Source organism: Leptolyngbya sp. UWPOB_LEPTO1 (assembly GCF_017302695.1).
GTDB lineage: Bacteria > Cyanobacteriota > Cyanobacteriia > Leptolyngbyales > Leptolyngbyaceae > Leptolyngbya > Leptolyngbya boryana.
Map to the genome: position 1 here is coordinate 25,822 of NZ_JAFLCJ010000007.1, position 19,788 is coordinate 45,609.

General features: G+C 48.9%; 16 protein-coding genes. 10 read left to right on the top strand and 6 right to left on the bottom strand.

What is annotated here, in order from left to right; translation table 11 throughout:
* Positions 1-30: 30 nt before the first annotated feature.
* Both J0L70_RS12550 and J0L70_RS12555 read right to left on the bottom strand, forming a co-directional pair.
* Positions 31-1,524 (bottom strand): sensor histidine kinase, encoded by a 1,494-nt coding sequence (locus J0L70_RS12550; RefSeq protein WP_268241966.1) that lies wholly within the window; start codon positions 1,522-1,524, stop codon positions 31-33.
* Positions 1,525-1,589: 65 nt separating this feature from the next.
* On the bottom strand, positions 1,590-2,816 hold the full coding sequence (locus J0L70_RS12555; RefSeq protein ID WP_287454815.1) for an FIST signal transduction protein: 1,227 nt from the start codon (positions 2,814-2,816) through the stop codon (positions 1,590-1,592).
* Positions 2,817-2,965: 149 nt separating this feature from the next.
* On the opposite strand from J0L70_RS12555, the gene J0L70_RS12560 reads away from it, so the two are divergent.
* Together J0L70_RS12560 and bioD are read left to right on the top strand one after the other, a co-directional pair.
* Positions 2,966-4,822 carry a serine/threonine-protein kinase gene (locus J0L70_RS12560; protein WP_287454816.1) on the top strand — a complete coding sequence of 619 codons (1,857 nt, stop codon included), beginning with the start codon at positions 2,966-2,968 and terminating at the stop codon, positions 4,820-4,822.
* A gap of 6 nt (positions 4,823-4,828) precedes the next feature.
* Positions 4,829-5,515, top strand: a complete 687-nt coding sequence (gene bioD / locus J0L70_RS12565; protein WP_287454818.1) for a dethiobiotin synthase — start codon at positions 4,829-4,831, stop codon at positions 5,513-5,515.
* Positions 5,516-5,624: 109 nt separating this feature from the next.
* Here the strand turns inward: bioD and J0L70_RS12570 are convergent, their stop codons facing one another.
* Positions 5,625-8,660 carry a hypothetical protein gene (locus tag J0L70_RS12570; protein ID WP_287454819.1) on the bottom strand — a complete coding sequence of 1,012 codons (3,036 nt, stop codon included), beginning with the start codon at positions 8,658-8,660 and terminating at the stop codon, positions 5,625-5,627.
* Between the two features lie 311 nt (positions 8,661-8,971).
* Here J0L70_RS12570 and J0L70_RS12575 point away from each other — a divergent pair, with 311 nt between their 5' ends.
* From J0L70_RS12575 to J0L70_RS12595, 5 genes are all read left to right on the top strand, one after another.
* A complete protein-coding gene (locus J0L70_RS12575; protein WP_287454820.1) occupies positions 8,972-9,166 on the top strand; it encodes a hypothetical protein in 195 nt (64 codons plus the stop codon).
* Positions 9,167-9,230: 64 nt separating this feature from the next.
* Entirely contained in the window at positions 9,231-12,293 is a 3,063-nt protein-coding gene (gene ppc / locus J0L70_RS12580; RefSeq protein WP_287454822.1) for a phosphoenolpyruvate carboxylase, read from the top strand.
* A 79-nt stretch (positions 12,294-12,372) separates the two neighbouring features.
* Positions 12,373-12,711, top strand: a complete 339-nt coding sequence (locus tag J0L70_RS12585; RefSeq protein ID WP_017287153.1) for a DUF433 domain-containing protein — start codon at positions 12,373-12,375, stop codon at positions 12,709-12,711.
* Positions 12,705-13,055, top strand: coding sequence for a DUF5615 family PIN-like protein (locus J0L70_RS12590; RefSeq protein ID WP_017287154.1), 351 nt, complete (start codon positions 12,705-12,707; stop codon positions 13,053-13,055). Before J0L70_RS12585 ends, J0L70_RS12590 begins: the two co-directional genes overlap by 7 nt.
* Positions 13,056-13,217: 162 nt before the next feature.
* On the top strand, positions 13,218-14,516 hold the full coding sequence (locus J0L70_RS12595; protein ID WP_287454824.1) for a S1C family serine protease: 1,299 nt from the start codon (positions 13,218-13,220) through the stop codon (positions 14,514-14,516).
* 372 nt (positions 14,517-14,888) lie between these two features.
* On the opposite strand, the gene bchI is transcribed toward J0L70_RS12595, so the two are convergent.
* Entirely contained in the window at positions 14,889-15,980 is a 1,092-nt protein-coding gene (gene bchI / locus J0L70_RS12600) for a magnesium chelatase ATPase subunit I (RefSeq protein ID WP_017287156.1), read from the bottom strand.
* Positions 15,981-16,160: 180 nt separating this feature from the next.
* Between bchI and isiD the strand changes: the two genes are divergently transcribed.
* Positions 16,161-16,367, top strand: coding sequence for a protein IsiD (isiD, locus tag J0L70_RS12605; RefSeq protein WP_017287157.1), 207 nt, complete (start codon positions 16,161-16,163; stop codon positions 16,365-16,367).
* A gap of 93 nt (positions 16,368-16,460) precedes the next feature.
* On the opposite strand, the gene J0L70_RS12610 is transcribed toward isiD, so the two are convergent.
* Positions 16,461-17,228: a pentapeptide repeat-containing protein gene (locus J0L70_RS12610; RefSeq protein ID WP_268241971.1), complete on the bottom strand. Its 768-nt coding sequence runs from the start codon at positions 17,226-17,228 to the stop codon at positions 16,461-16,463.
* Between the two features lie 120 nt (positions 17,229-17,348).
* Between J0L70_RS12610 and J0L70_RS12615 the strand changes: the two genes are divergently transcribed.
* The gene (locus J0L70_RS12615; protein WP_017287159.1) at positions 17,349-17,588 is read left to right on the top strand and encodes a TIGR02450 family Trp-rich protein; all 240 of its coding nucleotides are present in this window, start codon (positions 17,349-17,351) and stop codon (positions 17,586-17,588) included.
* A gap of 283 nt (positions 17,589-17,871) precedes the next feature.
* On the opposite strand, the gene surE is transcribed toward J0L70_RS12615, so the two are convergent.
* A complete protein-coding gene (gene surE / locus J0L70_RS12620) occupies positions 17,872-18,666 on the bottom strand; it encodes a 5'/3'-nucleotidase SurE (protein ID WP_287454827.1) in 795 nt (264 codons plus the stop codon).
* Between the two features lie 70 nt (positions 18,667-18,736).
* On the opposite strand from surE, the gene pheS reads away from it, so the two are divergent.
* A complete protein-coding gene (pheS, locus tag J0L70_RS12625) occupies positions 18,737-19,738 on the top strand; it encodes a phenylalanine--tRNA ligase subunit alpha (RefSeq protein ID WP_017287161.1) in 1,002 nt (333 codons plus the stop codon).
* The last annotated feature ends 50 nt before the right edge of the window (positions 19,739-19,788 follow it).

Genomic DNA, 19,788 nt, shown 5'->3' on the forward strand with positions numbered 1-19,788 from the left:
CGTAAAATACTGCATCCAGTTTGCCAAGATTTAAGCTGGCTTGACTGGAATCGTAATGATAAATTCTGTTCCGTGAATCGGATTAGAAATACACTCCAAACTGCCGTGATGCCGCTCTGTGACAATCTGGTGACTAATCGAAAGCCCCAAGCCTGTCCCTTTTCCGACAGGTTTGGTTGTAAAGAACGGATCGAATAGTTTAGACTGAATCGATTCTGGAATTCCAGAACCATTGTCATGGATGCAAATTCTCACCGTACTCTCGATCATCTCTGTAGTAATTTCGATGCGAGGTGAAAAGCTAGAATCTTGCTCACACAACTCTTCTAAAGCATCGATCGCATTACTCAAAAGATTCATGAACACCTGATTGAGTTGCCCTGCAAAACATTCGATCAAAGGCAAATCGGCGTAGTTTGTGACAATAGTGATGGCTTTTCGATCTGGAGTTGCTTTGAGTCGATGTTTCAAAATCATCAATGTACTGTCGATCCCAGCCTGAAGATCGACGGCTTTACAGTCTGGCTCATCCATGCGAGAAAAAATCTTCAACGAAGCGACAATTTCTCTAATCCGATCGGCTCCAATCGTCATTGATGTGAGCAACTTCGGCAAGTCTTCCATCAGAAACTCTAAATCAATCTCCTCTTCTTTCTCTTGAATCAATTCAGCATCGGTAGCCTTGCGATAGAGTTTGACCAATTCAATCAGATCGGCTGCGTACGCACTGGCATGCGAAATATTGCCATAAATGAAACTAACGGGGTTGTTAATTTCATGCGCAACGCCAGCAACTAACTGTCCCAAGCTCGACATTTTTTCGCTTTGGATCAGTTGGCTTTGGGTGTGCTGGAGTTCTTGTAGAGTCTGTTCTAGAGCCTCGGCGCGATCGCGAATCTGAGTATAGAGATTCGCTTGACTAATAGCAGATTGGATTGTCTGCATCAAATTGATCAAGCCTAAAATTGCATCGTCATCGCTTTGAATCCGGTGATGATATTTGGCTCGCTCCCGGGCATTGCCTAGTAAAATTAAGAACTCAGACTCTGCGATCATAAAGCCGATAAACTCATCCATGCCAATGCGATCGCCCAGATCTCGAAGCGCTGGATTCGGACTGTCGATCAGACCGATCAGCTGATTCGAGACAAATGCTTGAAAAGCAGGGTGGTGCAAATCTAGCGCCAGCGAATCGACGATGTTATCGTCTTCGTAATAGCCTTCGTGTTGCACCAACTGAAATTGCTCATGCTGACGCTGCAAAATTAAACAGCGCTGAAAATTGCGATCGTAAACAATAAACTGGAGAGTTTCCTGCAAGATTCCGCTAATTGAAAAAGACTGGCTCACCCGTTTCCCAATTTCATTGAGTTGACGGTAGAGGCTGATTTGCCCATCGAGTCGATCTTGAGATTCGATCATCCGGCGCTCTGCACGCACGAGACGTTTGACCTGTTCGGAGAGCCGTTGATTTTCGGCGCGCAGATGGGCAATTTCAGCATCGAGAGACGTGGCAGGAACCATAGCAGTTTGGGATATAGAGCAAGTTTCAAAGCCGTTCTTGAGCAGACCATCTAGTGATCGATCGTCTAGTAAATGGCAGCTAAGACTAACGTGTAATTGTGAAATCCGTTTCTGCCTTTGATCGGAGCGATCTCACCATGCGTATATAGCCCAATCCAAGGGAGAGAAGTGCCGATCTGTTGCTGGAGTTTCTGCTCAAGCCGTTGTTTTTCTAATTCCCCCAGCACAGATTTTCCACGTCCATAACAGTCGAATTGGAAAATCAACTTCGCGGATTGGGCTTGCAGTTGAGTGTTTAAGTGTTCGGCGATCGTATCAATGCCTTGAGCAATCTTCTCCGGATCGCGGCGAGTAATCCAAATACTACTTCCTTCTACAACGTCAGTTTGCAGCGTTACAGATCCGGCAACATCGTCTTTGCTCGGCAAGTAGCGAATCACAAACTCATCGTGATCTTGAGCATAATTCGGAGCTTTTAACCCGAAACAGAAGGCAACGATTGTGCGATCCCAGGCTTGAATTTCTTCTTCTGTGAGATACTCACGCAACACCTCAAACACAGGCTGATGATCAATTTCAAAAATCTTATTGCCTTGGGCGCGGGTAATTTTTCGCTCTTGACCGATCGGAACACAGCCATGATTGAGTGCCCAAATCACTTGGCAATCTCCAGAGAGCAACGTGGCAACTACACCATCTGAAATGACTTGATCATCACAATACTGATAGGTTGCTTTCATTTCGATATCGCTGCCCGCTGCGCCTCCTAAAATCGGCGGAACAGTGTAACCCTGCTGAGCAAATTCTGATTCAATCCCGGTCATCAAGCGATCGAAGTTCACCGTAATGCCATCTGTGAAAAGAAACATGGCTTGAGCTTGTTCGCTAAAATCCATCAGCAATTTACTGGCGATCGTTTGGCCTGTTTCGGTTGGCTGCTCTTTGAGTCCGACGGCGTAGCGATTCGTAAAGCGGAGTTCATCGGACTGGATCACCATCACGGCAACTGAAAAATTCGATTCATCGGCTTCATTCTGGACAATCACGCCTTGCCCAGAGCATCCTGCCAGCGGGCAATTGCCTGTCTCTTGCCGCACGACTTGTACTAATTTCTGTTGGTGATATCCAAGCGAGGCGAAGAGAAAAACGAAATCTGGCTGTGTGATATTCGCAGCAGTCATCGCTTTTTGAACAGCCTCTTTTGCTGCTTGAGTCACATTGCGAAGATGACTCATTCCAACTCCAGCTTGAGTTCCCATTGCAGAGTGTTGAAAAACTTCAGTTTCTAACATGCCCGATCGTCTCTTTCTACAAACAAAAAACGAAACTCAGCTTCATATTTCACCGCTAACCCAAAATGGCTGCTATACGCTATAAGTAAATACTTGGAACTCCGGTTCTATAGAATTGCCCTTTATCCTTGTGCGTATCGGAATCGACCATGCAGCCACCTATTCCCCCAGCTACTGTTTTACAAAGTCGCTATCGGATTCTCAGCGTGTTGGGACAGGGAGGGTTTGGTCGCACCTATCTTGCCGAAGATCAAGGACGATTTAACGAAGCTTGTGCGATTAAAGAATTAACGCCGCCTCAAGATAATCCTTACGCGCTAGAGAAATCCAAAGAATTATTTCAGCGCGAAGCCCAAACGCTTTACCAAATTCAGCATCCTCAGATTCCGCAGTTTCGTGCGACGTTTGAGCAGGATCAGCGATTTTTTATTGTGCAAGATTATGTCGAAGGGCAAACCTATCGATCGCTGTTAGATGAACGCAAATCGCGCGGGTATGTTTTTTCAGAAGCAGAAGTCACGCAGCTTGTGAAGCAGGTTTTACCTGTGTTGGCATATATTCACGGCAAAGGGATTATTCACCGAGATATTGCTCCGGACAATATCATTCTGCGTGATCACGATAAACTGCCCGTCTTGATCGATTTTGGCGTGGTCAAAGATCTTGCGACTCGCATTCAGGCACAAGATACGGTCAAACAGCATACGACGGTTGGTAAGCTCGGCTATGCTCCGACCGAACAAATGCAGACGGGTCGAGCCTATCCGAATAGCGATTTATATGCGTTGGCAGTCACCGCTGTTGTTTTGCTCACGGGACGCGAACCGCAGGATCTCTTCGACGAAAATACGATGACTTGGCGTTGGCAGCGATTCGTCAATTTAGAGCCAACGTTTGGACAGGTGCTGAATCGAATGCTGAGTTATCGAGTCAGCGATCGCTATCAATCTGCAACCGAAGTCTTGCAAGTTCTACAAAGTCCGGCAACGATGGCTCCGCTGCCAGCGACCCCTCCGCCCACTCAGGCGCAGCCACCGACGAATGTCTCTAGAGCAGAAACCTTGGCAGTGGGTCGGCGCGATAGTACGACGGTTGCGCCGACGAGTTTGCAAAATCGCAATGATCCTTCGATTCCATCGAGAAGTTCGCTTTGGGATGATCCGTGGGCGGTGCTCGCGATCGGGACTGGGTTAGTGCTGCTGACAGGACTGGGCGCTTGGACAATCACCCGTGCTTTGATGACTCCTGCCCCGATCGCGTCTCCGACTCCTACCGCAACGACTCCGTCTCCAAGTCCAACTAAAACTGCGACTCCAAAACCTTCTCCGACTACAACTCCGAGTCCTGATCCGGTCACGTATAGTCAGCGACTTGATTTTGTTCAAGGTGCAGCGACTCGCAGTGGAACATTAAAATCGAATGAGACTCTCAATTTTATTGTTCCCGCTAATCAAGGGCAGCAGTTGAATGCAAGTTTGGGCGGTGGAGAAGGTGTGCTATTAAGCGTTTTAGCCCCGAATCGCGATCCAGTCGATAGTGCATCAAATCGCGTCTCGAATTGGGCAGGAGAACTCCCGTTTACGGGGGATTACATCATTCAATTGAGAACGGTGAAAGGAATTCCTAAGAGCGATTTCAAGCTCAACGTCAATCTGCAAACGCCAGCTCCTAGCCCTTCGCCGTCTCCTTCTCCAACGGCAAGTCCAAGCATTGTGGAAGCCGTAGTTGAAATTCCACAAGGTCAGACTGGAACGAAGGTGAGTGAAAGAGTCGATGCCCTCACGACTCGTCGCTATCTCATCAATGTTCGTGCTAAGCAATCTTTAGCCTTGACCCTTACTCCGGGGACACGATTTACGGTACGGTATCCAGATGGTAGCCCGGTTGAAGATGCAACGAATTTACAGCGATGGAGTGCGATTGTGCCGAAAGGCGGAAGCTATCAAGTTGATGTAACGAGTGATGCTCCAGCGGAGTTCACGCTGACTGTTGATGTCCAAGGATAACGAATTGTGAATGCACTCTTGATCACCGGAACAGATACGGATGCCGGGAAAACGGTACTGACGACTGCTTTAATTGCATATTGGCAAAAGTATTGTCGATCGCGATCGCTCGGCGTCATGAAACCCTTGCAGACGGGAATCGGCGATCGCGAAACGTATGGTCAGTTATTTCAGTTAGATCAACCGCCAGAATTGCTGAATCCGCTGCATTTTACAGCGCCGCTTGCTCCTCCGATCGCGGCGGATCTAGAAGGCAGACAGGTTCAGCTTGAGCCAGTTTGGCAGGCATTTGAGACATTGCGAAGTCAGCGAGATTTCGTCCTAGTCGAAGCGTTGGGTGGATTAGGATCGCCTGTGACACACAGTACAACCGTGGCAGATTTGGCGTGGGATTGGCATTTACCTGCGGTGCTGGTTGTTCCGGTGAAGTTGGGAGCGATCGGGCAAGCGGTGGCGAATGTGGCTTTGGCGCGTCAGATGAAGGTGCATCTGCGCGGAATCGTGCTGAACTGTATTCGATCGAGTTCGATCGAAGAAATCGAGAATTGGGCATCGGTGAGCTTGATTCAGCGATTAACAGGACTGCCTGTGTTGGGGTTGATTCCGCATTTAGCTGATCCCACCGATGTTGAGAAGCTCGCTCAGATTGCAGCCGATTTGGATTTGGAGCGATTGATACCAGAAGCGCTTTAGTAAAGGTTACTCGTTAGCTCCATAAATTTTGGGGAGTAGGGGAATGGCGAGCAGTCTGAATCTGAGTTCTCCCCACTCCCCATCTCCCTACTCCTCTACTCCCTACCTACTATCGCTGCCTCCAAGGAATCAATACATCCTTAGCAATATGAGTCGAGACGGCATGAGCACCATAGCGATTGAGGTGACTGGGGTCAGAAAAGAAATCTGGCGTATTTTTCCAGTTTTCTAGTAGGTCGCGATAGGTAAAGCCGAGTTCTCCAGACAGGCGCATCAGATATTCCTGGAACTCTTTTTCACGATCGCGGCGATACGGATCAAGATAGTTTTCCGTCAGAGGCAGATTCAGCACGACTAAGGGAATCTGTTGGTTCTTGGTGTACTGAACGAGCGATCGTAAGGCTTGATCCTGTTCTCCAATCAAGCTGAAGTTCGCATAATCAGCATCACTATCGCCTGAGACTCGTGAATACTTTTGATAGTAAGTCACTGGATTGAAGCGATTTGAAATCGGCAGGAAGCCGTTGATATCGATTAAGCCCTGTCCATCTTGAGCGATCGTCAATTCAGGGTCAATTTCATCCGAAGTCGGAGCTTGCTCAAATCCAAAACTTAAGCCGCGCTTGAGCAGCCCTTGTAACTTATTGCGCTGGCTCCAAACCGTCGAAAATTGTCCGACTTGGCGAAGCAAATGATCATTGAACGATTGATAGCTATCGCTCACCGTCATATTGGTTCGATTCAGCGTCTCTAAAGGTTTCGTGAATGCTTCAGTGGGCGTAGCAGCCGTGTTTGTACTCACTTCAGGCAGTTTGCGGAAACCTGGAGAAGACACGATCGCTTTATACGTCGCATCCGGACGACCACTGTTGAATGCTCGTAATCCATCGGCAAGTAAGATCAGCTTCGGTTGCTTTTCGTTGGCAAGAATGCGCCGGACAATTAGGTCAACTACCTGAACCGTGGCGCCATTGATACCAAAATTGAACACGCGCATACCAGCATAACCTTGTGTTGCTAAGGTCTGCTCTAAAACCACTGGATCGATGCCCCGCATGGCACGCGAACTCCCCAAAATTAAGACATCCGGCGCACCATTTTGATTGACATACTGACGGTAGAGCACGAGTTTTTCGTCGAGCTGCCCTGCGTTAAATGTGGGATAGGGCGAACGAGTTGTGTCGATCGCGGCTTTGGGTTTCAAGGGAGAGGCAAGAAGCGCGGTTGATCCTTGACCCGGAGCCATCAACGTCTGTCCAGATTGCGTAAATCCAGCCGCTCCCAGTTCTCCAAATCCAGCCGTTTTTTGCAGCGAGAGTTGGGGGAGTGGTATCTGCTCAGAGGAGAGTGGTGCAGGAGAAGTCTTTGGAGCAGGTTGTGAGGCAAACAGGGGTTTTACATACTGTCCCAAGAGCCAATCGGTTTGAACCGTGAGCAGAATGCCTAAAACACTCCAGACGATCGCTGCTTTTGCTTCATTCGGAACCGCAGATTGAGCAGCGCGGGCAGTATTGGGAGCGGTGTCAGACGCGATCGTAAAAATTCGAGTTCGCGCCAATGCGCCCTGGATCGCTTCCACAATGCGATCGCCCCAAGTCGCGTCGGCTTCGTCAAACTCGGGAACAGTTAACGCGCCTGGTTCTTTCGTGAGCAAATCGCCGACATAGGCATCCGAGGCGGCAAATTCGGGAGTCGCTTCTGGAATAAAGCGAGCCTGCTCACGGCTGACGAAGTCGATGCCATAGCTCCAGATCGGGCGTTTTTGACCGGATCTGCGCCCGTACACTCGCACGCCCTGCACATCAGAGAGACGGAGATTGTGAATGTATTTGGCAACTTTCACGCCAACCTGGCTTTGGGACGGACAGACTGGCGCATCGGTCATGATGTGCAATAAGTCCTCTTTTTGGCGAATTTGCAGGCGAATTCCACCTGTTGCGAGTTGAGTATCGAGATTGGGATTGAGCTGGCGAGTCAGCAGAAATGCGATCGCGCTTAAATCGCCTTGTTGGGCAAGTTGTCGAGTAGATTCAGCCAGGGCTGGATGTTCTGCGGCGGGCAGATTAATCCACTGCACCCAAACTGGAGAATCAGGAATCGAAAGTTGGGGAATGGGATTCGCTGTGCCCTGCAACCCGTAAACCGCAACGGCTTGAATGCCCTGGGGTGCGATCGTTTCGAGCAAAGGCGCGATCGCGGCTAACACTCGCCCTCGCTCCGGCGCATGTTCTCGCTGAGCCGTGACATGCAGCGTGATATCCATCAGAGTCGCTGTAATCTCAACGCCCTGATCGCGAACTGCAGCATTCATCAATCGCGTCAGCGCCTCAACATCGCCCCAGCGTGCCCAATCTTTGAGCATTTCTTGAGGAGGAGTCAAATCGACCCGCAACACCCATTCTGGGTCAGCCTCGCCCTTAACACGGCTAAAGACGATCGCATCTCGAAATCCATCGAGTTCCAAATCCCGGAGTTTTTGCGCGATCGATTCGGTCATCAAAGACGTATCGGGACTGTACGCGGATTCGCAGACGACCCACAGCCGATTTAGCAAGGCTTGTGGTGTGAGCGAAGCGGTACTGCTTAATACAGAAGCCAGATTCGCAATTTGAGGCAGTCCTGTATCGTCGGGGAGTGCCGCAGATTTGACGCTGGCTCGAACGGCGACTCCCAACGCACTCAAGGCTTCACTGAGATACCGCGCGATCGCATCAGGTCTCCCGCGTTTTGCGAGACCCAGATTTGCAAGTTCGATGGCAACGGTCGCTTCGGCTTTACTCTGAGGATCGTCGAGTTTTTCTAAATAGCGATCGATCTGCGCGACATGAATCACTTCTGCCCACCGAGGACGCGATTCTCCGATGCAGCGACCATAGAGCACGACTTGATAAATCGTGGGCTGAGTCGGAGGCAGCAGCGTTTCCAGTGAAGTTTGGGCAATGGCGCGCACGAGTTGTGCAAAAATCAGCGCTCGCTTTGGGCAATCGCGGCTTTCTGCGAGAATATACAAATTGTTTCCCCGCAGGCGAGCTTGCAAATGCAGATGAGGAATCCCAATGACACGATGCAGCCACGGGAGCAAGGGCAATTTAGAGCCAACCGATGACGATGATGAAGAGAGTGTACGGTGTGATCGATTCCCCATCCGACTTTTAATTCCTTATCTCAACTTGCTGCATTTAAGCTTAACTTTTGATTTCGACACGCTTTTTTTGGTTATTGTGAGCACAAATGGCACCAAGCGCATAGCAACATCCGTAACTTTCACAATTTCCGTTTTGCAAATCTTGACCTCATCGTTGAAGTTAGCCGATCTTGTCACCACTGTCGATTTTTCTCTCCCCGTATCTTTAGACACTCTGAGAGAATTGACAATGCTGAAGCCGAATACACAATGTTGGGAACAAGATTGTTACGCTAAATACTGGTTTACTGGACTATTGGAACCTACAATCTATGAAACCTCAATCTGATCGCGTTTTAGGCTTGCTTGATCCGGATGTTGTATTGGGTTTGGCAACAATTCCGGCGTTAGTGGTATTGGTGGGAGGGAGTGCGATCGCGCAAACCCTACAAAACCTTGGCACGATTAGCGAAGAATTATTTCGCGGCGATCGCTTGCCGCATCTAGATTTGGACGATCGTTCTTAGCCTCGTCTCCCCAAATCTGCCTCATCTCCCCTAAAATTGTTGAACCTCTCTGGATTGATACTGTATGAGTTCGAGCCGACCCTCTTCTTCTGACGAATCATTTGCCAGCCTTGCCACTTCTGCGGACGCAATCGGTGAGGATGTGAGTGCGTTGATGTCCGATTTATTTTTGCGCCATCGGCTAAGAATTGTTGAGGATCTCTGGGAGGCGGTGCTGCAACAAGAATGCGGGCAGGAACTCGTCGATCTGTTAAATCAGTTGAGGCGGATGTGTTCGCCAGAAGGGCAGGCAACGACCTTTACTGAATCAGACGTGCTGCAAGTGGTGGAGAATCTCGATCTCAATGAGGCGATCCGGGCAGCGCGGGCGTTTGCGCTGTATTTTCAGTTGATCAATATCGTCGAGCAGCATTACGAGCAGCGCGATCAGCAGTTGCAGTATCGGATGGCACGGGAAGGACAGGTTGAAGAAGTGCCAAAACCGTCGTCACCCAGTAGTTATGCCACAGAAGAAGAAGCGGGACGACCAGAAGCGGATTTCCTAGAGCGGAGTCTGCATGAAGCGGCGTCTCGTCGAGAAATTGGCACGTTTCACTGGTTGTTTCCTCGATTGAAGCAGCTGAATGTGCCGCCTCAACAGATTCAACGGTTGATTCAGCAGTTGGATGTATCGCTGGTGTTTACGGCGCATCCGACCGAGATTGTCCGGCATACGATTCGGGATAAACAGCGACGGATCGCGAAGATTTTGCGGCAGTTGGATAGTGTTGAAGACAGTTTGAAAGCGATCGGGCTTTCCTCATCTTGGGAAACAGAGTCGCTCCGAGATCAGTTAACCGAGGAGATTCGCCTCTGGTGGCGCACTGATGAACTGCACCAATTTAAGCCGACTGTGCTCGATGAAGTGGATCATGCACTGCATTACTTCAGAGAGGTAATTTTTGAGGCAATTCCGCATTTGTATACGCGATTAGAGCAAGCGGTGCATCAGTCGTTCCCGCGCATGGAAATGCCGAGTCGCAATTTCTGTCAGTTTGGATCTTGGGTGGGCGCCGATCGCGATGGCAATCCTTCGGTCACGCCGCAAGTCACCTGGCAAACAGCATGTTATCAGCGCCGCATCGTTTTAGAGCGCTATGTGCAATCGGTTCAGTGTTTGACCGATTTACTGAGTTTGTCGCTGCACTGGAGTGATGTCTTGCCCGATTTGCTGGAGTCTTTAGAGCAAGATCAGCAACGCATGCCGGATGTGTACGATCGCTTATCGATTCGATTCCGCCAAGAGCCGTATCGATTAAAGCTTGCCTACATTCAGAAGCGCCTAGAAAATACGCTCGATCGCAATCACATCCTCTATAGCGGAGATGGCTTGCAGCAAGAAATGCCTGAATTTGACGAAGCAACGCTTTATCGATCGGGCGAAGATTTCTTAGCAGAGTTGCGACTCATTCAAAGCAATCTAGCTGCGACTGGATTAAGCTGTCGGGACTTAGAGCATTTGATTTGCCAAGTCGAAATCTTTGGCTTCTGTTTGGCGCATCTTGATATTCGCCAAGAAAGCCCTCGCCATTCGGAAACGATGAACGAGATTGTCGAATATTTGCAAGTGCTGCCGAAAGCTTATAACGACATGAGCGAAGCAGAGCGCTGTGAATGGTTGACCAGAGAACTCCAGACTCGAAGACCTTTGATTCCGACGGAGATGCCATTTTCGGAGCGCACTCGCGAAACGATTTCGACGTTCCGCATGGTTCGCAAGCTTCAGCAAGAATTTGGTCTGGAAATTTGCCGGACTTACATCATTAGCATGAGCCATGATGTCAGTGATTTGCTAGAAGTGCTGCTGTTTGCCAAAGAAGCCGGACTGTATGATCCCGTCACGGGGCTAGGAACGATTCAAGTCGTACCGTTGTTTGAAACGGTTGAGGATTTACAGAAAGCGCCTGGAATTATGAAACAGGTGTTTGCTCAGCCGTTCTACAAGGCGTTGATTGCGGGGGGCTTTGACGCGATCGATAAAGGAACGGCTTTGCAGGAAGTGATGCTTGGCTACTCTGATAGTAATAAAGACTCTGGATTTCTCAGTAGTAACTGGGAGATTCATAAAGCTCAGCAAGCGTTGCAAAGAATTGCCGATGAACATGGTGTGGCATTGCGGATCTTCCACGGTCGTGGCGGGTCGGTCGGTCGCGGCGGTGGACCTGCATATGAGGCAATTTTGGCGCAGCCTGGACATAGCGTGAATGGGCGCATCAAGATTACCGAACAAGGTGAAGTACTCGCATCGAAGTATTCTTTGCCAGAGCTTGCGTTGTATAACCTTGAGACGGTGACGACTGCGGTGATTCAAGGCAGTTTGTTGCAGAACAAGTTCGATGAGATTGCACCGTGGCAGCAAATTATGGAAGAATTGGCAGCGCGATCGCGCACTCATTATCGTCAACTGATCTATGAGCAAGCCGATTTTATTGATTTCTTCCATCAGGTGACTCCGATCGAGGAAATTAGCCAGTTGCAAATTAGTTCTCGTCCAGCTCGTCGCGGCGGCAAGAAAGATTTAGCAAGTCTGCGGGCAATTCCTTGGGTCTTTAGCTGGACTCAGAGCCGATTTTTACTGCCGTCCTGGTATGGAGTCGGAACGGCGTTGAATGTGTTTCTAGATGAAGCACCCGAGAAGCATATGCAGCTATTGCGGCATTTTTACTACAAATGGCCGTTCTTCAAAATGGCGATTTCGCGAGTAGAAATGACCTTATCGAAAGTCGATTTGCAGATTGCTGGACACTATGTCCAAGAGCTGACTCAAGCTGAGGATCGTGAGCGATTTGCGCCTGTGTTTGAGCAGATTCGACAAGAGTATTTCTTGACGCGCGAGCTTGTGCTGAAAATTACGGGACACAATCGTTTACTCGATGGTGATCCGGAACTTCAGCGATCGGTACAGTTGCGCAATGGAACGATCGTACCGTTGGGATTCTTGCAAGTGTCATTGTTGAAGCGACTGCGGCAGCATAAGACTTTGGCGGCTTCTGGAGTTGTGCGATCGCGCTACAGCAAGGGTGAATTGCTTAGAGGCGCATTGTTGACGATTAACGGTATTGCTGCAGGAATGCGGAATACGGGTTGATGACTGGGCGAAAGAAGACGACATATTCTGAGAATCAAGAGATTCTGTTACCATCAAAGCATTGAGATTGGAAGTGTTTATGACACCGGCAATTGTTGCTGAAATGGCTCCTCTGCAAGCAAATGAAGACGGCGTAATTCTCGTCGGAAAGACTCGTGTAACCTTAGATACTGTAGTCGCTGTCTTTAACCAGGGTGTAACAGCCGAGGAAATCGCTCATCGGTATCCGTCGTTAAATTTGGCTGATATCTATGCCACAATTGCCTACTATCTTAAACACCAGTCGGAAGTGGATGCTTATCTCCAACAACGGCGGCAGCGATCGCAGGAGATTCGGAAAATGAATCAAGCAGTATTTGACCCACAAGGATTGCGCGATCGCCTGCTTGCCCGCAAACCTGCACAGGAAGCATGCTGAAGTTTCTAGCTGACGAGAATTTCGATAATACGATCGTTCGAGGATTGTTTCGGCGTAATCCAACACTTGATATTACTCGTGTGCAGGATGTTGGGTTGTCAGGTAAAGATGATCCAACCGTTTTGGAGTGGGCAGCACAAGAAGGGCGTATTTTACTCACTCACGATGTCGCTACGATTACTCGCTATGCCTACGATCGGGTTAAGGAAGGTCAGCCGATGCCAGGGGTAATTGAAATCAGCACAGATGCACCGATCGGACAGGTCATTGAAGATGTTCTTGTTCTAGTAGAGTGTGGTCAGGATGGAGAGTTAGAAGGGCAAGTTCAGTACCTTCCGTGGTGAGAAAACAATCAGAGATGTCTTGCAGCGATCTCATGTATCGCTCTTTTCAGGTCTAAAACATATCGACAACTGCTGGAAGCGTTACTCTCTAGCAGCTTTTTTATTGACAAGATAGGGATTTAAACGCAAGATCTGATGACTTGCATTTTCTACTACTAAACTATGGCAAAGGCATCCGTCTGGAGTCTGATTTCTGCTATTGTTCTATTCTTTTTTTCGCTACAAATTCCGGTTCGGGCTGAATCGCTACAATCTTTTGAGAGTGAGATTGAATCTAGTGCAAAGGTTGAAATTGCTAGGATTCGCTCTGGCGTATTGCCGGGTGTCGTGATTGGAGGACACTACGACGGATTGCTGAAGATGCGGCAACAACGGTATGTTGCAACCGAACGCTTAGAGGAGCAATTAGAAACCTCAGTTCGAGACTTATTGGAGGATGAACTGAGCCAAGCCGGCTTTGATGTGATGCGATCGCATCCTCAATCTCTGTTTGCAGATTTAGTTGCATCTTCAGAACCCGGACGATTTTTAATTGGTGGAACGATTACTAAGGTTAATCTCAATTCTTATAGTTCGTTTTTTAAGGAATACACGCACGACGATCGCAGTGTGCGCTGGGAGTTGTTCGATCGAGATTTAAATAAAGTGGTATACCGTCAAGAAATTGCTGGAAGTGCTGAAGCAGAGGGAATTGATAATCCAGCAGCAACTTATGAAGCGATTCGAGCCAGTTTTAGAAGCTTACTGGCTGAGCCTCGCGTTGTTGCAATCCTCAATCGCCCGATCGAAGAAACTCCGAGTCAGGCGTATAAAATTGCAGCGATCGCAACTCCGAGTCGTTCATCTCTGACGCTAGAGCAACTGGTCGGGCAGACCATTCCATCGATCGTGCAAATTCGCACCCCCAACGGGCGAGGCAGTGGATTTCTGCTCGATTCGTCTGGACTGATTATGACGAATCAACATGTTGTTGGGTCTGCGTTTTCCGTCAAAGTCAAACTTTATGATGGCAGCATTGTGAATGGGCGAGTGTTACGGCGAGATTCTGTCGCAGATGCAGCTTTGGTGAAATTGGAAGGTGAGATGAGCGAAGTCGCTGGCTTACCGATTTGTCATACCGATCGAGTGCGAGTCGGACAATCGGTTGTTGCGATCGGTAATCCGTTATCTTTTTCCAATTCCGTCACTCAAGGGATTGTCAGCGGGTTTCGGCGCAATGCTTCTCGGAGTTTGATTCAAACGGATACCGCGGTCAATCCGGGGAATAGTGGCGGACCTTTACTCAATCGAGACGGAAAAGTGATTGGGATTGTGACTGAGAAGATTGCGAGTGAAGGGATTGAAGGGTTAGGATTTGCGTTACCGATCGGGGAAGTTTTACAACGATTGAATGTCTCGATCGATTCTCCTGCCAATTCAGAACTAGATACTTGTGGTAATCCACTACTGAGTTACAAATGAAAGTCGAAGAGTCTGATAGCGGGTTGACAAAACGCTTGAACATCATCTTTGCTACGTTTCTGTCCCGCACCGGATTCAAAACCCGGTGCTAACAATGCGAACTCCCTCAAGGGACTCTTGCACACAGCTAATTGCTCAGGGATACAGTCTCTTCAGAGACTTTGTCCGAGGAGCACGGGGATTCAACCTCGTGTGAGGCAATGCGATCTCGATGTCATCAGCATTTTTGATTCTGGAATCACTCTAAAATCATATCCATATAAAAATGCAGAGGAACACGGTTGAATCCCTCTGCAACATTGATGTGTAAGCATTGAGCATGTCTTTAATCGTGCAAGATATCAAGCGCGATCGACAGTACCCAGACAGCTACTATTCCATTCCAAACACTTGATCGAAAACCTTCTCGACCTTGTAACCTGAATCGATCGATTCCATCGGATCTTTCCGCAGACGGTGACGCAGACACAGAGGCGCAATTCGACGAATCTCATCCACGGTGACTTCAGTTCGTCCTTCTAATGCTGCCAAAGCCTTTGCTGCACGGTTGGTCACGATGTCTCCGCGCAATCCATCGACATCGAGTTCCGAACACATCTGAGAGATTTTGACGCGCAAATCGTAGTCGATCGCAATCTGTTTCAAGCGCTCCTGAGCATCGACAATTTGCTTCTGCAAATCCTTCTGCTGTGGCTCATATTTTTCTAAGAACGGCATCGGATCTTGGTCAAACTCTGTCCGTTGCTCCACAATTTGAACTCGCAATGCAGGTTCCTTTACGGTGCGAATCTCAGCATGCATCCCAAATCGATCAAGCAATTGCGGACGCAGTTCCCCTTCTTCTGGGTTGCCTGAGCCTACTAGAACAAATCGCGCTGGATGTCGAATCGAAATCCCTTCCCGCTCGACCGTATTCCATCCCGATGCTGCCGAATCGAGCAGCACATCGACGAGGTGATCATCGAGCAAATTGACTTCATCGACATAGAGAATGCCGCGATTTGCCTTTGCCAACAATCCCGGTTCAAAAGCTTTAACCCCTTCGGAGAGGGCTTTCTCGATATCGATCGTGCCGCAGACGCGATCTTCTGTCGCTCCCAAAGGCAGATCGACCATCATAACTTTCTTCTTCACCACAGGCACATCCGCACCCTGGTCGATCATCTGCCGCACCGTATCGCCCATTAATTCGATATCGTTTGGATGACTGTTGAAGGGATCATCTGCCACGACATCAATTTCTGGCAACAAGTCAGCCAGTGCCCGAATCGTCGTTGATTTACCAGTTCCACGATCGCCCATAATCATCACCCCGCCAATTTTCGGGTCAATGATGTTGAGCAGGAGAGCAAGCTTCATTTCTTCTTGCCCGACGATCGCAGTGAAAGGAAACACCGCACGCCGACGGGCGGGAACTGCGGTGGATCGTCCGTTTTGTGAAGTTGTTTCTGTCGTAAAGGTCACGGGAAGTCCTGAAAAAGTTAAGGCTATTTTTAAGTCGCGTTACTTATTGTGACACGGATTGTGACCTGAAATAGGCAGGGGAGCCTGCGATCGTAAATCAAGGTTTTATTCTGAATCGAGTTTGAATTGGTGAAGTAAAATTTGGATCAACGGGGAAAATCGTTGGAGGCACGTCGGGTTATGTCTAGTTTGAAACAAGTGGATGTGTCAAAGCTCACCGAGTCAGATATCGAGATGCTGGCGGCTCGGCTGGAAAAAGATGACTATACAGATGCATTTGAAGGGCTGAACGATTGGCATTTGCTCAGAGCGATCGCGTTTCAGCGCCCTGAATTAGTAGAGCCTTACCTTTATCTCTTAGATTTAGAAGCGTTTGACGAATCGTGAGATCCGATTCAATCATTTTCCTGTCACCTGCAACATTCTGAGTGCTCTTCAAACCAAGCGACCTGGAATGCTGCAGGCTCTGAGTCTCGCAGTTTAGCGGGTTAAAAACATTTGCAGTAATCCACCCACGACATTGATCAAGCTCTGACCAAAGTTGTTGCCTCGACGTTGTTGATCAGGTGGATTCTTTAAGCCTTGTGCGAGTGCTACTGCTGATTTTGCATTCGCCGCATCCCCTTGCTGCTCAAACAAAGCCGCAGCTTGTTCCGAGTCTTGAATGGCTCCCGTTTGATCGCCCAGTTCTAATCGTGCCATTGCTCGCCCAATCAAAGCAGGTGCAGAATCTGGTTTTCGCACTAGCACTTGATTGAAATTCGCGATCGCGGTTTCATACTGTCGCCGTTTCCCAGCTTCCATCGCCATTTGATAGAACATTTCTGCATTCCCGGCTGAAGTCGGTAATCCGACGGCTCCGTGAATTGCAGCCATTTCGATTTGAGTGCCTGTTAAATCTGCTCCCACTAAATACGATCGCGTTAAATCTGCCCCTTGAATATTCGCATTCGTCAACTTTGCGCCTGCGAGATTTGCCCCACTCAGAGAAGCGCCTGCGAGATTGGCATTGGTTAAGTCTGCGCCCGCGAGATTCGCTTGACTCAGGTTTGCGCCCGCGAGATTTGCGCCCGCGAGATTTGCCCCAGACAATTGAGCCAACACTAACCCGGCGCTACTGAGTTCGCAATTTGCACATTGCCGAGTCGAAAGTAATTGCCGAACGTGATCAATATTTTCAGCCTGAACGGGTAATGCAATCCCCAATGAGAAAACTGCTGCGATCGTCGTCAAATGAGTCCGGGTCATATGCAGGGAACGGGTAGGGTGATCAGGAAAACACTTCATATTACTTTCTGGTGACAGTTGTGGCACGATCGATATTCAGTACGATCGACAAGCGCGAGTATTCCCGATTTGGTTCTCGATATGCCTAAGAAACAAAAATTTCCGTATCTCGTCGGATCGAAATGGACTGCTCAGCAAGAAACCTGGGGCTGGCGGCACTTTCAAGTTGTAAACCGCAAAAATCAGGGAGCCTGGGTATTTGCAGAAATGGTCGCTGCCTGCGATCCAGCCGTTCGGTTTTGGATGAATGCCAAACTGCTCAAAGACCGATCGCAATGGCAAGCAGGCTGGAAATCGCTGCATGAAGTCGAAGAAGGATAGGGATGTGGGGAGTAGGGAGTGAAATTTCACCCCGCTCCTCAGGGCTGATTCGTTGAAGACAAGATAAATGCCTGCGGATACTGCGGTTGTCAGGCAGGCATTGTCAGCGTTCAATTAAGCTCATCATCCAGGAAAAGGAAACAACAACATTTTCATTGTCCTCTTCCTCTTCTCTAACCATATGAAACAGCCCTGCCAGAATGGGGATCTCAAATCAACACCCGTTTATCGGCAATGCTCGGCAATTTTCATTCATTGTAAAACTGGATGCAAGCAGTAGAATTTATGCCTGATCCAGCCCTGAAATCCAGTTCTGTGTCATTTTCAAGCCCAAGGGGGAAGTCAGATTGTAGTGCAAGGGCGTGATCGTAATGTAATTCTCCCGATTTGCCTGCACATCGGTCGGAACATCATTCGGAATATCCGGATCGTCTACGTCTTCAAGCAATTCGCCTGAAAGCCAGTAGTAAATTTTTCCTCTGGGATCAACCCGCTTCTCAAACACATCTGTATAGCGTCTCACGCCTTGTCGCGTGATGATTGCCCCTTTAATTTCATCTCGCTCGATCGCAGGCACATTCACATTCAATAACGTCAACTCTGGCAATGGATCTTTCTCCAACTGTCGCACCAAGGTACAAGCAAAATCCGCCGCAGTCTGAAATTCTCGCGATTGAAAACTGGTTAAACTCAGTGCAATTCCCGGAATTCCTTCAATCACACCTTCCATTGCCGCAGAAACGGTTCCCGAATACAGCACATCTGTACCCAAATTCGAGCCGTGATTAATTCCTGACAACACCAAATCCGGTGGTGTTTCCAACAGCGCCCAAATCGCCAATTTTACGCAGTCTGAAGGGGTTCCTGAACAAGCCCATGCCTTAATGTTGGGATGAAAAAGATGGCTCATTTCTTGAACTCGCAGCGGATCGTGCAACGTTAAGCCGTGCCCCGTTGCCGATCGCTCTCGATCAGGACACACCACCGTCACCTCATGTCCTGCTTCTGCCAACGCATTCGCTAGAGTTTGAATCCCTAGCGCGTAAACACCATCATCGTTACTAACCAGGAGTTTCATGTAATCCACTACAATAAACAAGTTCGCAGTTCATTGTGACGCGAATTAAGGATTTATGAACTACTGAACTATGGCGGCACAAACCCAGGAACTCGAAGCCCAATTAGATACCATTCGCCAGGAAGCGACTCAAGCGATCGCGCAAGCTGATTCTCTCGATCAGCTTGAACAGTTGCGCGTCAAATACATGGGAAAAAAAGGTCCCATTCCCCAAGTGCTCGGCGGGATGGGCAAACTCGACCCCGCCGAGCGCCCGAAAATCGGGGCACGAGCCAATGAGGTCAAAGAAGCGATTCAGGTCGAACTCGATCGCCAAAAAACCGCGCTGCAAGCGGCTGCGATCGCGGCTCAATTAGCTTCAGAAACGATCGATGTCACAATGCCGGGAGTGGGAAGACCACAAGGGCGGATGCATCCGCTCAATAGCACGATCGATCAGGTTCTCGATATTTTCGTTGGACTCGGCTACACGGTCGCTGAAGGTCCAGAAATGGAGACGGACTATTACAATTTCGAGGCGTTGAACTTCTTGCCCGATCATCCGGCGCGAGATATGCAGGACACGCTGTATCTCCCGGATGGCAATCTGCTGAGAACCCACACTTCGCCCGTGCAGATTCGCTACATGGAAGCGAATGATCCACCCATTCGGGTAGCGGTTCCTGGAAAAACTTATCGACGTGACACCGTTGATGCAACGCACTCGGCTGTGTTTCACCAGATCGAGATTTTGGCAGTTGATGAAGGGCTGACCTTTACCGATCTCAAAGGAACCATCAAAGTGTTCTTGCAAGAGCTATTTGGAGATGTCGAAATTCGATTCCGTCCAAGTTTCTTCCCCTTCACCGAGCCATCTGCGGAAGTCGATGTGCAATGGAAAGGTCGCTGGTTGGAAATTCTCGGTTGTGGAATGGTGGATCCCAATGTTCTTAAAGCCGTGGGATACGATCCAGAGATCTACACCGGATTTGCTGCCGGATTTGGGGTGGAACGGTTGGCAATGGTGTTGCACCAAATCGATGATATTCGTCGGTTGTACAATAGCGATTTGCGGTTTTTGAAGCAGTTTTAAATTGCACAACATTCTCGCTAAAAACGCCCTTGATCGTTAAAAATCGAGGG

What these genes read in the sequence shown, in the direction of transcription:
- J0L70_RS12595 (WP_287454824.1), top strand. Translation starts at nt 13,218, where the DNA reads ATGGCAAAGGCATCCGTCTGGAGTCTGATTTCTGCTATTGTTCTATTC.
- J0L70_RS12590 (WP_017287154.1), top strand. Translation starts at nt 12,705, where the DNA reads ATGCTGAAGTTTCTAGCTGACGAGAATTTCGATAATACGATCGTTCGA.
- ppc (WP_287454822.1), top strand. Translation starts at nt 9,231, where the DNA reads ATGAGTTCGAGCCGACCCTCTTCTTCTGACGAATCATTTGCCAGCCTT.
- J0L70_RS12585 (WP_017287153.1), top strand. Translation starts at nt 12,373, where the DNA reads ATGACACCGGCAATTGTTGCTGAAATGGCTCCTCTGCAAGCAAATGAA.
- J0L70_RS12560 (WP_287454816.1), top strand. Translation starts at nt 2,966, where the DNA reads ATGCAGCCACCTATTCCCCCAGCTACTGTTTTACAAAGTCGCTATCGG.
- pheS (WP_017287161.1), top strand. Translation starts at nt 18,737, where the DNA reads ATGGCGGCACAAACCCAGGAACTCGAAGCCCAATTAGATACCATTCGC.
- isiD (WP_017287157.1), top strand. Translation starts at nt 16,161, where the DNA reads ATGTCTAGTTTGAAACAAGTGGATGTGTCAAAGCTCACCGAGTCAGAT.
- J0L70_RS12555 (WP_287454815.1), bottom strand. Translation starts at nt 2,816, where the DNA reads ATGTTAGAAACTGAAGTTTTTCAACACTCTGCAATGGGAACTCAAGCT.
- J0L70_RS12570 (WP_287454819.1), bottom strand. Translation starts at nt 8,660, where the DNA reads ATGGGGAATCGATCACACCGTACACTCTCTTCATCATCGTCATCGGTT.
- surE (WP_287454827.1), bottom strand. Translation starts at nt 18,666, where the DNA reads ATGAAACTCCTGGTTAGTAACGATGATGGTGTTTACGCGCTAGGGATT.
- J0L70_RS12575 (WP_287454820.1), top strand. Translation starts at nt 8,972, where the DNA reads ATGAAACCTCAATCTGATCGCGTTTTAGGCTTGCTTGATCCGGATGTT.
- J0L70_RS12615 (WP_017287159.1), top strand. Translation starts at nt 17,349, where the DNA reads ATGCCTAAGAAACAAAAATTTCCGTATCTCGTCGGATCGAAATGGACT.
- J0L70_RS12550 (WP_268241966.1), bottom strand. Translation starts at nt 1,524, where the DNA reads ATGGTTCCTGCCACGTCTCTCGATGCTGAAATTGCCCATCTGCGCGCC.
- J0L70_RS12610 (WP_268241971.1), bottom strand. Translation starts at nt 17,228, where the DNA reads ATGACCCGGACTCATTTGACGACGATCGCAGCAGTTTTCTCATTGGGG.